This is a genomic window from Paraniabella aurantiaca (genome assembly GCF_050309965.1).
GTDB lineage: Bacteria > Bacteroidota > Bacteroidia > Chitinophagales > Chitinophagaceae > Niabella.
This window is the reverse complement of the sequence record NZ_JBLOSY010000002.1, coordinates 1,507,925-1,522,276: the sequence shown is the minus strand read 5'-3', so window position 1 is coordinate 1,522,276 and position 14,352 is coordinate 1,507,925. Positions and strand designations below refer to the sequence as shown.

At 42.7% G+C, this 14,352-nt stretch carries 8 protein-coding genes; 2 read left to right on the top strand and 6 right to left on the bottom strand.

The window, feature by feature from the left end; genetic code table 11:
• Window positions 1–2: 2 nt before the first annotated feature.
• The 5 genes from ACLOAU_RS20605 to ACLOAU_RS20585 are packed head-to-tail and all read right to left on the bottom strand — an operon-like array spanning window position 3 to window position 8,091.
• Window positions 3–773: a hypothetical protein gene (locus ACLOAU_RS20605; protein WP_427863787.1), complete on the bottom strand. Its 771-nt coding sequence runs from the start codon at window positions 771–773 to the stop codon at window positions 3–5.
• A gap of 17 nt (window positions 774–790) precedes the next feature.
• Entirely contained in the window at window positions 791–2,251 is a 1,461-nt protein-coding gene (locus ACLOAU_RS20600; RefSeq protein ID WP_427863786.1) for a hypothetical protein, read from the bottom strand.
• A 9-nt stretch (window positions 2,252–2,260) separates the two neighbouring features.
• Window positions 2,261–3,604 (bottom strand): hypothetical protein, encoded by a 1,344-nt coding sequence (locus ACLOAU_RS20595; protein ID WP_427863785.1) that lies wholly within the window; start codon window positions 3,602–3,604, stop codon window positions 2,261–2,263.
• A 43-nt stretch (window positions 3,605–3,647) separates the two neighbouring features.
• Entirely contained in the window at window positions 3,648–5,027 is a 1,380-nt protein-coding gene (locus ACLOAU_RS20590) for a RagB/SusD family nutrient uptake outer membrane protein (RefSeq protein WP_427863784.1), read from the bottom strand.
• A gap of 31 nt (window positions 5,028–5,058) precedes the next feature.
• Window positions 5,059–8,091, bottom strand: a complete 3,033-nt coding sequence (locus ACLOAU_RS20585) for a SusC/RagA family TonB-linked outer membrane protein (RefSeq protein ID WP_427863783.1) — start codon at window positions 8,089–8,091, stop codon at window positions 5,059–5,061.
• A gap of 595 nt (window positions 8,092–8,686) precedes the next feature.
• Here ACLOAU_RS20585 and ACLOAU_RS20580 point away from each other — a divergent pair.
• The gene (locus tag ACLOAU_RS20580) at window positions 8,687–10,021 is read left to right on the top strand and encodes a sugar porter family MFS transporter (RefSeq protein WP_427863782.1); all 1,335 of its coding nucleotides are present in this window, start codon (window positions 8,687–8,689) and stop codon (window positions 10,019–10,021) included.
• A 99-nt stretch (window positions 10,022–10,120) separates the two neighbouring features.
• The gene (locus ACLOAU_RS20575; protein WP_427863781.1) at window positions 10,121–13,432 is read left to right on the top strand and encodes a DUF5107 domain-containing protein; all 3,312 of its coding nucleotides are present in this window, start codon (window positions 10,121–10,123) and stop codon (window positions 13,430–13,432) included.
• On the opposite strand, the gene ACLOAU_RS20570 is transcribed toward ACLOAU_RS20575, so the two are convergent.
• Window positions 13,427–14,332, bottom strand: coding sequence for an AraC family transcriptional regulator (locus tag ACLOAU_RS20570; protein ID WP_427863780.1), 906 nt, complete (start codon window positions 14,330–14,332; stop codon window positions 13,427–13,429). The genes ACLOAU_RS20575 and ACLOAU_RS20570 overlap by 6 nt on opposite strands.
• Window positions 14,333–14,352: the final 20 nt, after the last annotated feature.

Below are 14,352 nucleotides of genomic sequence, written 5' to 3'. Positions count from 1 at the left end.
TATTATTGAACCGTGAAATTAATCCGGTCTACACCGGCGTTATTACCCCTTTTCTGAAAAGCAGACACCGTTAATTCGTAACTGCCTTTTTCCAGCAAAGGAAGCCTTCCTTCATATAAGTTAACCACATCGATCTTATTTAGTTCATAATTCCCGATCAGTTTGCCCTCTTTTTTTAAATAAGCCTTTACTTCAAAGTCATCTGCATCCCATACGCCGCCTTTAGAAATAGGGCAGCCACAAAGCATCACCAAATTTACCCTGAAAACAAATGCCCCGTTTTTAAAACTTTCTTTAGATAAAGACTGATGGGTATATGGGCTTAGAATATCAAGAATCAAACCAGGTAATTCGATGATGATACCATCCCCCAGAATGTCCTTACCTGGTATCACCCATACTTGTGTAGTGCCTTTTACAGCAGCCCCTCTACGGCTTAAGGGCGCCTGTACTTCAACATCTACCAAAGTAGGTTCGTTAACATCAATAGTTGCAACAAATTTTGCAGTGGTACTGTCAGTTTGAGGCTGGTATCTTACTATGGAAGTCTGCATTAATATTTTGGTATCGCCTGAACCTCCTGCTGTAACGCCCCTTGACAATATTGATCCTGATATATTGTCTCTTACAATAACAGCGGCACCGCCAATACCGGTTCCTATAAATTTAGCGTCTTTCGCTTTTACCCTAATTATAATTTTGGTTGGAAGCGCATGCAGTTCACCCGAGAACAAGAAGAGCGTTAATAAAACAATAGAATAAAATATACGCATGTTTATGTATTTATAATTTAATAATGAAATTTCTTATTTTCAGTATACCAGTATTTGCCTGGCGTATGTAGCTGTGGAATACGCTCCAGCTCTACATGAATGGTATCTTTATACTGATCAATTCCCGACAGCTGAACAGTAGACGAATCTATTTGAGCATAATGCCACCTGAGTATACCCAGCGTATCCCTGGCATCTGTTTTATATAATTCTTTCAAACCCAGGAAATCCTTATCTGCGTATTTCTTTAGCGTATTCTTACTGAACTTCTGGTTTTTATCTACCAGGTAAAGGTTCCGCTCTACCGAATCTATTTCATAATATAGGTACACACGCCCGCCCGCTCTGCCGGTGAGCTCATATTCTTTAAACAAATCTGTACCATCAGGAACCCCATTACCCGTTTTGATATCGAAAGGTTTATATACCTTATAAGAAAAAGTAGAATAACGCTCGAATACTGCGTTATGCCATCTTACAGAATCTGTGGGTGAATACCGTAGGCTATCTCCGTTTAACACAAAACTTTTTACATTGTAAAATCCTTCTGCTTTTTTGAGGCCTGGCAAAATAGGCTCCTTAAGCCGTCCTTTATTAAAATGCAGATCATAACGGTAATAGCTATAAACAAAAAGAAACAAAAAAATAAAGATTGCTTTCGCAGCAATATAGAACGTCTTGCCCCGGGTTGTTGTGTAGTCGGGAGTATAATACTGTGGCACTACCGTTTCGCCTTTTATAAATAACTTCCAGATACCAGGAATATACTGTACTAATAAAAAAAGAGCAAGTAATACAAAATAAGAGCTATATACATGCACGCCGCCATCGTAGCCCAAATTGGCATGCGCTATATTGTATAATACGCCTGCTGTAAGAATAGCACCAATGGCTGTGGTTGCCCTGAAAAACAGCAGCGCCCCTATTATGATTTCCAGTGCACCGAGGAAAATCTGGTACTCCAAAGAAAGACCTACTGATTGCCAGTATAATTTAAAGGGTGCATAATCCCCAAACTCTGTATGAAGATTACTTACCGAAGGATAAGGCATTTGCATGGGATAGAATTTAATCAACCCGAAAGCAATTAAACCTATGGCAATGCGGTAACGAACCAAAACCCTTAACCAGTAATATAATTTATGATAACCGGAGATCGTTCGTTTACGAACCAGCAAAGACCACATAATCCCCCCCACAACGGCAGCCAGCAGAAGAATACCCCAGGTGGCATAAGAAGCCAGTCCCCATCTCCCGCTTTCTGACTTTATTTCAATTAACCCGGGCCGGGATCCTGCCAGCGCACTCAATAGCTTATAAAGAGAAAAGTCTGAAAAAAGTTTGGTGTACCATTCAGGCTCCGAAGGAACAATCAGCAGAATAAAGAAAATAAACGCTACTCTGAAAATAAACTTTTCAGGGCGACTCCATAATTGATCATCTATTGAATGAGACAATGTTTGGGTAGCTGTGCTCATGATATTTTTTTAATAGATTTTGATTGGTTTTCTGCGCCCGGCATCCAGCAGGTATTTTTTAGAAAAACGGGCTAACTGAATATGCAATGAATCACCTTTATTGTTGGCACCATGCGCATAAATAATACTATCCGCAATCCGGATATGCAGGTCATACTTTTTCAGGTTTGTGCTCTTTTCAAATAACTGTAAACGATAACCATTATTATTTGTAGGCGTATAAGTGTAGCGGTAAAAATGCCGGCCCGCATTGCCAATCTTCTCAAAATTCTTTAAAGAGTCCGGATGCCATAAAAGTTGTGGCTTTGTGCTATCTATGATAACAGGCTCGTTATCCCTGATGCTGATCGTGTTCCAGGATTCGAATACTACGTTTTGCCAGCGAACCGGGTCTACCAAAGAATAAGGCAAAGTATCTTTATTATAAACGAAGGTTGGTACATCGTAAAAACCACGGGTGCCCTTTATGCCGGCTTCGGGAGAATAAGGTAATTGAGACGCCGAGTAGGAACGATAGGCTCCTATTCCGAAGAAAATAAATATCGCCACGAAAGCAGCCCTCAATGCCCTCTTAACCGTTGCACGTTCATTAGAACTGTTAGCCCAATAAGGATCAGGCATTGTTTTAACGCGTAAAAACAGGAGCGAATAAAACCTCGGGAAATCGTATGAAAATATAAAAACAGCCAGCAAAAGCAGGAAGGAGCTATACACCTGTTCTCCGATATCAAAAACAAAATTGGAGATTACTACATTGGATAGTACTGCAATTAAAAGTCCTGAACCTATTGCGGCGGTTTTCCTGAACAGTAGCAGAATGCCACCCAGCAGTTCCAGCAATCCTATAGCCGGTACATACCCGGCAAACGTAACAGATGTGCTGAGATAATAAATTTTCCAGCTAAGAAAATCTCCATACTCGGTATGATAATCGCTTAAAGAAGGCTTAGGCAACTGCAAAGGCAACAACTTAATAATGCCTGTTGTAACCACGGCCAGCGCCAGTCTCACCCGTATAAAAACTCTGAGGAAATAATATAAACGGTTATACTCTTTTGTAGTTTTCTTATCCGCTATCTGCCAGATAATGGTTCCGATCAAAGCTGCAATTAATGCGATCAACCAGTTCCAATAACCGGTAAAAGGATGATTAACACTTTGACTTTCCGCCACGGACGAAGTCCGGTACGTAAATAGCTGAAAAGCAGTTTCAAAACTAAAAGGAGCATTTTTAAGCGATTCAAATAAAAGCCGGTCAAAAGGAAGGGACAAAACAAGGAGAAAAATAAAAACCAGCCTGAAGATAAACAGCTCTCCCGGAGTCCAGGGTTTGTGCAGCGTTGGATGAGACATAAAAACAGATTAATGATCAGATAATAAAATCATGCTGTTAACATTAATTTCCATATCCCGGATTTTGCGTCAGACTGCCGTCTACCAGTATCTGGGAATAAGGAATGGGTAATAACAGTTTTGTAGCATCGGTAATACCTAATACTGCCTGCGCCCGGCCCGTTCTCACCAGGTCATACCAGCGGTGATTTTCAAACGCAAATTCATACCTGTTTTCATTTTCGATAGCCAACAATAACTCGGCAGCAGTATTTAATGAAAGAGATGCCAGGCTGGCCCTGTTCCTTATTTTGTTTAAATCTTCACGGGCGCCTGTTATGTCCGGCGCAGGCAAGCTGGCCCTGGCCTCTGCCCTGATCAGGTATAATTCTGCCAAACGAATGATATAGGCAGGATCAGTACCATTGGTTCTGTAATATAAATTACCATACCAGGTAGCAATACCATTTGCAGGAACATTGATCAGCAATTGTGTCCTGTCACCCACTATAGCTGCATTACTTAACACTGTTGCAAAATCATCTGCCGGCCTTACCCAGCCAATTCCTCCTCTTGCAGAAGGTTGCCAGTTATAGGCCTGTGTATTGGTTACGGTAGTATTATAATACAACTCAAAAACCGACTCGCGGGTATTGGACGCGTTGTTGGCGAAGAAGGAATTATAGGGCGCGGGCAAGCTATAGTTTTCTGTATCATTGATCAGCCTGCCGGCATAGTCTATCGCCGCAGCCCATTCTTTTACATATAAATGATAACGGGCCCTTAAAGCCCACACAGTTTTCTTAGTAGCACGTATCCTGTTTATTGTGTTGGGCAATAAATTCTCTGCAGTCTCCAGGTCTTTCAATATCTGGGCATAAGTTTCCTGTGCCGAGCTCCTGGCTACGTTACCGATAGTTCCTGCCGACTGGGTGGGTGTAAGAATCAATTGCACACCGCCCCAGGTTCTTACCAGATCGAAATAAGCGAGCGCACGTAAAAAATGCGCTTCTCCTGTAAGCTGATTCCGTACAGCTTCGGTAAAAGTAGTAGTCGTATTTAAAGAGGGTACTTTTTCTATCACGTTGTTAGCCCTGTTAATGGTATTGTAAATGCTGGTCCAAACACTTGCCAAAGGACCTAAGTCTGCCCTTACCGTATGCGTGGTTAATGTCTTATTTACGGCCTGGCTTCCTGTATACTGTACGTTATCGCCGGAAAGGTTTCCCAATAAAGGAAAATTGTATCCATAATAATCGTTTGACTCTAACTGATTATAAATACCCCTGACAGCTGTTCTTGCTGAAGCTTCATCTACAATGGTAACCTGGTCTGAAGTTGCGGTTTTGGGCTCTACATCCAGGAACTTTTTGCAGGAGGCCAATGCTCCTGAAACAAGGCTGAGTAGAAGTAAATAATAGAGCGAATATTTTTTATGTTGCATATCAATAAACTGTTTTGTAATAAGAAAAAAACTAGAACGTTACGTTAAGACCAAATTGAAAGCTGCGGGGCTGCGGAGGTGTGCCAAATCCACCAAGACCCTGCGCATTAGGATTGGAAGTAACACTTGTTTCGGGATCGCCGGTATATTTGGTTAAAATGAAAAGATTAGCTGCCACAAAATACAGGCGCACATTATTTAGTCCCGCTTTTTCTACAAACGACCCGGGTAACGAATAGCCGAAGGACAATTGCCTTAATCTCAGGAAGGACGCATCTTCCAGGTATCGGCTGTTCTGATCTAAAGTATAATTATAGCCGGCCGATGTTAACCTCGGCACATCTGTTATGTCTCCGGGCTTCTGCCATCTTTTCAACAAGGTTGCATTGGCTCCGGTACCGGGATTACGCTCGAGGAAGAAGCGTTGCAGGTTCAGCGCATAGCTACCATACTGGAACGAGAAAAGTGCTCCCAGATCGAATTGTTTAAATCTTATCGTATTGGTTAAGCCTCCATAAAATTTAGGATAGAAATTGTGCAGGATCTTCCTGTCTTCCGCAGTTACCACGCCATTCTCATCCTGCCCATCGAATACCGGGTTACCGGTTTGAGGATCTACCCGTAGTTGCTCATATAACCAAAAGGAATTTAAGGAGTAACCTTCTTTTAATATCACCCAATCTCTTGTATACTGTGTAATCTGGGTAGGTAATTTTTCGATCCTGTTCCTGTTGCCCGAAATATTAAAGCTCGTTGTCCAGTTAAAATTTTCATTCCTGATATTGGTCGAGTTGATCGTCAACTCATAACCTTTATTACTTACTTCGCCTACATTAGCCCAATACACCGAGAACCCCGAGGAGGCCGGAACAGGGCGCTGCAGCAGAAGATCTGATGTGTACTTATTGTATACATCAAAAGTGATACTCAAACGGTCGCGGAAAAACGAGGCGTCCAGCCCCAGGCTTGTCTGCGCTGTTTTCTCCCACCGTAAATCGTCATTACCTAATTGCAAAGGACCAATACCTGCTAAAGGAGTACCCGACACATCGGCGTAAGGACTTCCTCCTGACCATAAACCTCTTGCAGCAAAGTCGTCGATTCCCGCCTGGTTACCGGTAATACCGTAAGAAGCTCTTAATTTCAGGTCACTGATCCAGGACACATCACTCAGGAAATTCTCCTTCTTCAGTCTCCATGAGGCGCCAATCGCCGGGAAATAGCCTCTCCGGTTGTTTTTACCAAATTTGGAGGAAGCATCTGACCTGAAGCTGGCTTCTGCAAAATATTTATCTTCAAAAGAATAACCGATACGTCCGAAGTAAGAAGCGATAGTGTGCTTTGTCCAGCGATCACTCGCTAATGTTGAAGCCGCAGAGGAGATCAATTTGTAATTAGCATTGGCAAAACCATTACCCTCTGCATAAGTATATTTCAGTGTATTGCTCTGCAGGGTATTTCCCAGTAACACAGTAAGGTTGTGCGCATTGATCTTTTTATTATAGGTTAATACCTGCTCGTTGATCCAGGCATTGTTTTGCGTCACCGATTCAATAGCTTTACCGTTAACAGCCGAACCAATCGAGGTTCCGCTGTTCCAGTATTGGTACTCATCATACAAATTATAATCGGTACTGATGCTTGATTTAAACTTTAGTCCTTCCAGTAGATTGAATTCTGCGAAAACGCTTCCTACATAACGAAGGCTAACAGTATTCACGTCATAGTTATCAACTAATGAATAAGTATTCTCTAAACCAATAAGGGCACCCGAAGCATCATGTGTGGGACTGTAAGTAGAACCCGTAATAGCCGATCCCCATAAACGGCCCTGTGGGCCGTCGCCTAAGCGCGCCTGGTTTCGGTAACTGCGTGAGATATTATTGGTAAGGCCAATCTTAACCTTCTTCGATAATTGCTGGTCAAAATTAAATTTGATGCTGGCCCTGTTAAAGCCAATCACCTTAAAGAAAGCATCCTGATCTGTATATCCTGCACCCAGGTAATATCTTGAATTATTACCTCCGCCCTGGATACCGATATTATAATCCTGGATATATCCTTTTCTTAACAAAAATGCCAGGCGATCATAGGTCTTCTGCTCTTCAGGTGCACCCAAACCGCCTTGAGACACAGGTCTGAAAGGGCTTTGAGCCGCCTGCCCCGAATTCACCCAATATTCATTTACTAAAGTTGCAGCTTCCGGTCCGGATATCAGATCAGGTAATACCGACTTATCAGCTTGTACCCAACCATTGGAAACATTAATATCCACCTTGGTCTTACTTCCGTAATTTCCCTTTTTAGTAGTAACGATCACCACACCATTCGCCCCACGCGAACCATATATAGCTGTAGCCGAAGCATCTTTCAACAGCTCTATTGATTCAATGTCGGCAGGGTTAATATCAGCCAGAGGTGATGTACTTCTTCCACCCAGGTTGGTAGTTTGTAAACTGGTATTATTTAAAAACACCCCATCAATAATATACAAAGGATCGCTGCTTGAGTTAATGGAAGTAGTTCCTCTTAAGCGAAGGAAAATACTTTCTCCCGGAACACCCGAGTTAGTAATCACCTGCAACCCTGCTGCCTTACCCTGTATCTGCGCATCAAAACTGGCAACAGGAATCTTATTTACTTCGCCTGCACTGATCTTAGCGATTGATCCTACCACATCAGATCTGCGCTGGGTTCCATACCCTACCACCACCACATCATCTAACTCGCTCCTGGCAGGCATTAGTTTTACATGTATGGGAGAACCGTTAGCCAGAACAATCTTTTTTTCATAACCAACAAAAGTGATGATGATATTATAGGGAAATTTTTGCCCGGTGCGTAACTCAAAATATCCTTTCGCATTAGTAGTGGTTTGATTGGTAACGCCCTCAATAGCAATATTGGCGCCCTCCAGCGGCTGATTGGTGATTTCATCTGCAACAGTACCTTCTAATATAGAATTGACCGTTGGAGGATTCTGAGCTTTAGATAGCTGGTTCAATGAAAGTAACAGTATACATAGCAGTATACGATAAAAAAAAATGTTTGTTTGCTTGTTCATTTGTTTGAATAGTTGGTTGCTCCGCATCTTTATGGACATGATTGTCCTGCCGGCAACAGATGCACGTTTAACGAAATTTTTCCAGTAAGGTGATTGCAAAAAATCCCCTGAGCATTCGTCGTTTATTGATTTATTCAACCGGGTCAACGGGAAATACAGCGTGGGATAGGATAGCCTTAATTTACGATAATGAAAATCGAAGTGATCAAAAACAGTTATCTACAACAACAGCTTAGAGAAGATGAAGTAACTGCCAACACCGATGAATTTGAAACCATCTTATAGAAAAGAAGACGGCCTTTTGTGTACCACACATAGTTTCCTGACTGGTTCATTTTTTTTAGTTTAGATTCTGCCGCTGGTGGTTAACAGCAAATAGTCTATTATTTTAGTAGACAAAAATATTATTATTTTCTATTCTGACAAATTTTAAATGTACTTTTTATAATTATTGTTGAAAAACCACGCCAGACCTGCATTACAACAGACAGGTCCTCATTGTAGTACCAATCATAAGAATGTCTAGGTTTTTCAATATAGAATCCATGCTACACTCGCCTTTTATGAGCATTTTTGTATCAACGATATGATTGTTATGGAGCAACAGAAATTTAATAACGGCTATGTCATCGGGATATCCTTTATCTCAGCATTAGGAGGTTACCTATTCGGTTTCGACTTTGCCGTTATTGCAGGAGCACTCCCTTTTTTAAAAGAACAGTTTCATTTTGATGAGGTACAGGAAGGTGTTGCTACTGCAACCCTGGCGATAGGCTGTATAGCAGGATGCATTATTGCAGGCAGCTTGTCTGACAGATATGGAAGAAAAAAAGGTCTCATGCTATCAGCAGCTATTTTCCTGCTCTCTTCGCTTGCAATGGCAATTAGTCATAGCAGTGCTGCTTTTATTATTGCCCGTTTTTTTGCAGGTATCGGCGTAGGTATGGCTTCTGTACTTTCTCCTATGTATATTGCAGAAATTGCGCCTCCGTCCATGCGGGGCAGGTTAGTGGCAATCAACCAGATGACCGTCGTTATTGGCATATTCGTTACCAACCTGGTTAATTATAGCTTACGTAACGAGGGCAGCGAAGCCTGGCGCTGGATGGTTGGGTTGGGAGCTATTCCGTCCTTCCTGTTTCTTTCCGGTGTTTTACTGTTGCCTGAAAGCCCGCATTGGCTGATCAACCGGTCAAAAAAAGAAAAGGCCCATGCCATTTTATCGAAAATAGGCGGTAACCTATATGCCACTACTACTGCAGAGTCTATCAGAGCTTCATTAACCCAAGGCGCATCAACGGGGCTCTCCCAATTGTTTGACAAAACAGTGTTGCCGGCAGTTATTGTTGGTATGGGGCTCGCCATTTTCCAGCAGCTATGCGGTATTAATGTTGTATTTAATTATACGGCTACTATTTTTGAAAGCGTGGGCTTCAGCCAGGATGACCAGCTCAGGCAAATGGTATTTATCGGCCTTGTAAATATGATCTGTACAGCGGTAGCTATGTGGCAGGTAGACAAATTGGGAAGAAAGCCCCTGATGCTTTTCGGAGCCATTGGTTTAACCCTGCTTTACCTGATCAGCGCATTTCTGCTGCAACAACAGTCTACCTCCGCCTCCTGGTCTTTGTTAGCTGCCATTGGTATTTATGCAATGACCCTGGCCCCTGTAACATGGGTATTGATAGCAGAAATTTTTCCCAACCGGGTTCGCAGTAAAGCAACATCGGTGGCCATTATAGCTTTATGGCTGTCTTACGCCCTGTTAACTTTTACATTCCCCATTATGGCCAAACGCATGGGCACTTACACTCCTTTCTATATATACGCCGCTATATGCCTGGCCGGGTATGTATTTGTAAAAATTAAGGTAAAAGAAACCAAGGGTAAATCTTTGGAAGAGATGGATCATATTTTTTCGGGTCACTAGTAATGAGTTAACGCCACGGCACTCCATGTATTTAGTACCTGCTGATTATGAATTAGCAAATCCGACCTGCATCAAACAAATCTTAAAACGAAACCGGCAATGATGGAAGTAAAAGCCTGGAAAGAAAAAACAATCATTCCAACTTATAAAACAGGCAAGCCTGATAAAAACCCTATGTTCCTGGAGAAAAGAGTATACCAGGGAAGCAGCGGTGTGGTATACCCTTACCAGGTTATTGACAAAGTGTATGATGAAAAAGAAGATAAAGCCTGGACGGCCCTTTACCTGGAGAATGACTACATTAAAGTAATGATACTACCAGAGCTGGGGGGGCGGATACAAATGGCTTACGACAAAACCAATGACTATCATTTCGTTTATTATAACCGTGTTATCAAACCCGCACTGGTTGGCTTAACCGGGCCCTGGATCAGCGGCGGTATTGAATTCAACTGGCCACAGCATCACCGGCCTACTACATTTGATGCAACTGACTACTACATCTCAGAAAACAAGGACGGAAGCAAAACCGTTTGGGTAAATGAATACGAGATGATGTTTGGCACCAAATGCGCGCTGGGCTTTACTTTGTACCCCGATAAAGCTTATATAGAACTGCAGGCCAGGCTCTACAACCGAACGCCGTTTCCACAAACCTTTTTATGGTGGGCCAACCCGGCGGTGTCTGTGGACGAGCATTATCAAAGCGTGTTTCCGCCCGATGTGCACGCCGTTTTCGATCATGGCAAAAGAGACGTGAGCTCCTTCCCCATTGCCACCGGAACTTACTATAAGGTGGACTATTCACCAGGTACCGATATATCAGTGTACACCAATATTCCTGTTCCTACTTCTTACATGGCCGTTAACAGCCAGTTTGATTTTGTAGGCGGCTACCATCATCAAAAAAAGGCAGGCCTGATGCATATCGCCAATCACCATATCAGTCCGGGTAAAAAACAATGGACCTGGGGATGTGGCGATTTTGGCAAAGCCTGGGACAAACAACTCACCGATGAGGATGGCCCCTATTTTGAACTGATGTGCGGCATGTATACCGACAATCAACCCGATTTTGGCTGGATCATGCCTAACGAAGCCAGGGAGTTTAAACAATACTTCATGCCTTATAAAAATATAGGCTATGTAAAAAATGCTTCCAAAGAGGCCATGGTCAACATGGAATTGTCGGAGCATCAAATCAAGATACAAGTATATACCACCAGCGAACAAGCAGTTATCATCCGGCTATATAACAATGAAAATATAATATTCGAGGATAAAGCAACGCTTTCTCCCGTTAATACTTACCACAACACTATTCCAATACCGGCAGCTGATACCTCACAATTCAGGCTGATTGTATCAGATTTAAGCGGGAAAGAACTCATTGCCTACACACCGGTAACGAGGCAGGGCGCACCGCTTCCCGACCCTGCCCGGCCTATTGCCCTGCCTGAAGAAATTGAAACGACAGAAGCTTTATTTTTAGCAGGACATCACCTGGAGCAATACCGGCATGCCACCTACAATCCTATAGATTATTACAACGAGGGCCTGAAAAGAGACAGTACCGACATCCGTTGCAACAACGCCAAAGGGCTGTGGTTGCTACGAAGGGGCGCTTTCCAGGAGGCCGAAATATATTTAAGAAAAGCCGTTGAAAAAATAAACAGGCATAATCCCAACCCTTACGATAGTGAGCCCCTATATAACCTGGGACTCTGCCTGAAATACCAGGGGCAACTTGACGAAGCTTATAACCTGTTCTTTAAAAGCAGCTGGAGCGCGGCCCAGCAGGACGTAGCCTATTTACAGGCTGCATATATTGATGCCCGCCGTGCCCAATGGCAGGATGTGCTTGAATTATCTGAAAAATCGTTATTTAGAAATTACAATAGCCTTCGCGCAAGACATTTAAGAATTATTGCACTACGCAAAATCGGCAGACCAGAAGAAACCGTTGAATTATGCCATCAAACATTAGGTACCGATGCTTTTGATTTTGGCGCCCTATACGAATTAGCATTATGCTACTACCAGAAAGATCAACATGCTTTGGCGGATGACACTGTAAGTCGCTTACAGGAAATGATACGGCAGCGCGCTTACACTTATATCGAAATTGCCAACCAATATGCGGAAGCCGGTTTATGGGAAGAAGCAATTTCTTTTTTACAACTTTACAAAGGCAACGACGCCCTCATCACGTACTATATAGGTTACTATGAACTACAGGCAGGCCGTTCCGAACAGGCCGGAGAACATTTTGATTTAGCATTGAACCAGGAAGTAACAGGCAGCTTTATCAACCGGATAGAAGATGTTTTAGTATTAGAAACAGCCGCAACTTTTAATGCCCATGATTATAAAGCATGGTACCACCTGGGCAATTACTATTATGCAAAACAGTTATATAAGGAAGCGGGAGCTGCATGGGAACGAAGCATTGCTATTAACGCCAATTTTCCGACTACACTGAGAAACCTGGGGATTGCCAGTTTTAATAAATTTAATAAAAGGCAGGAAGCGCTTGATTTGTACGAACAGGCTTTTGCGGCCGATGAATCTGATGCCCGTATTTTGTTTGAACTGGATCAGTTAAAAAAGCGCTTCAACATATCTCCACATAAAAGGCTCGCCTTTTTAGAGCGTTATACTGAGCTGATTTATCAACGGGATGACCTCCTGATCGAATTGATCAACCTTCACACACTTACCGGTAATACCGGCAAAGCCCTTGAGATGATCGAGGGACATCAGTTTCATCCGTGGGAAGGAGGTGAGGGAAAAGTATCAACGCAGTATATAACCAACCTGGTTTTACAAAGCCGGAACGCACTGTTGAATAATAACAGTGCGGCTGCTATAAGCTTATTAAACCGTGCGCGCGCTTATCCCGACAACCTGGGAGAAGGAAAGATATTCGGCGCACAGGAAAATGACATCTTCTATTGGCTGGGATGTGCCTACCATCAACAGGGCGATGCCGCCAGGGCCCATGAACACTGGGAGGCAGCGGCGGTAGGCTTAGACGAACCTACACCAGCTATTTTCTATAACGACCAACAGCCGGATAAAATATACTACCAGGGTTTGGCTTTAAAAAAACTTGGCAAAACAACAGAAGCAACGCAGAAGTTTCAGAAGTTGATTGATTATGCAAGGACCCACGAAAACGATCATATCCGTATCGATTTCTTCGCAGTATCATTACCCGACCTGATGATCTTCGATGATGATCTGGATACAAAAAATAAAATACATTGCTATTACCTGGCAGGGTTGGGTCATTTAGGTCTCGGTAACTTCAGCGAAGCAAAACAGTACCTTGATAAAGTAATTGACGTGGATCCTAGTCACCTGGGCGCCATCATTCACCTGGCTCAGCAAGAGCACGCGCACTTATAAGAAACGCTTCCGTTTCCTGTAATGCAGCGGAGATTCGCCCATATATTTACTGAATAACCTCGAAAAATAGAATGGATCGTCTAATCCCAGGGTATAGCAAAGTTCTTTCACAGGCATGTCGGTAAACTCGAGATACTGGCATGCCCGTTGAATTTTCAGATGATTAAAATATTCGAGTGGAGGATGGCCGGTTTTGTTTTTAAACATGGCTGAGAAGTGAGAAGATGACATATGTATCAAAGAGGCCAGGTCTTTCAGCACCACTGTTTCCATGATATGTTCCTGCATGTATTCCACTACTACGTCAATTTTACTTTTCTCCTCTTTATAAGGAGGATTGAGAAACTGCGGAAAGCAAAAAGTACCCAGGTAGCTGTAGAACATCATGTTCAGGTAAAACAGGTGATCAATACTATAGCCCGATTCCAATGTCCGGTATATATCGTCAAATAGTATGGTACGCTTTTCATTGTATATGGCACTACCCACATGATCGGTGCAATTCTTTAGTAATAGTTCGATAAAGTTAGCAGCAGATAAGCCATTAAAATGTGCCCAGTAAATAGACCAGGGCTGATCTTCGTCCGCGGCATACCTATGTTTGGTACCAGCAGGTATCACCAGGTACTCCCCTTCTTTAACAGCTACTCTATTACCATCTACTACTGCCCATCCTTTCCCCCCTGTACAATAGATCAAAATATGCTGATTACATCCATGATCTCTTTCGCGAAAATGAAAAGCAGCTTTGGGATAATAACCGATATCTGTAATATAAAGATTAGATAATAACTGCTGCCCCTGGCATGCCTGTATCACCTGCCGGGGCAGCACAATGGCTTTTTGTCCCTTAAATCCATCCTTCTTTTTTACGGTATCCTTTCGATTATTTCCAGCCATATACACTCAGCGATAGATTT

What these genes read in the sequence shown, in the direction of transcription:
- ACLOAU_RS20575 (WP_427863781.1), top strand. Translation starts at nt 10,121, where the DNA reads ATGATGGAAGTAAAAGCCTGGAAAGAAAAAACAATCATTCCAACTTAT.
- ACLOAU_RS20605 (WP_427863787.1), bottom strand. Translation starts at nt 773, where the DNA reads ATGCGTATATTTTATTCTATTGTTTTATTAACGCTCTTCTTGTTCTCG.
- ACLOAU_RS20595 (WP_427863785.1), bottom strand. Translation starts at nt 3,604, where the DNA reads ATGTCTCATCCAACGCTGCACAAACCCTGGACTCCGGGAGAGCTGTTT.
- ACLOAU_RS20600 (WP_427863786.1), bottom strand. Translation starts at nt 2,251, where the DNA reads ATGAGCACAGCTACCCAAACATTGTCTCATTCAATAGATGATCAATTA.
- ACLOAU_RS20570 (WP_427863780.1), bottom strand. Translation starts at nt 14,332, where the DNA reads ATGGCTGGAAATAATCGAAAGGATACCGTAAAAAAGAAGGATGGATTT.
- ACLOAU_RS20590 (WP_427863784.1), bottom strand. Translation starts at nt 5,027, where the DNA reads ATGCAACATAAAAAATATTCGCTCTATTATTTACTTCTACTCAGCCTT.
- ACLOAU_RS20580 (WP_427863782.1), top strand. Translation starts at nt 8,687, where the DNA reads ATGGAGCAACAGAAATTTAATAACGGCTATGTCATCGGGATATCCTTT.
- ACLOAU_RS20585 (WP_427863783.1), bottom strand. Translation starts at nt 8,091, where the DNA reads ATGAACAAGCAAACAAACATTTTTTTTTATCGTATACTGCTATGTATA.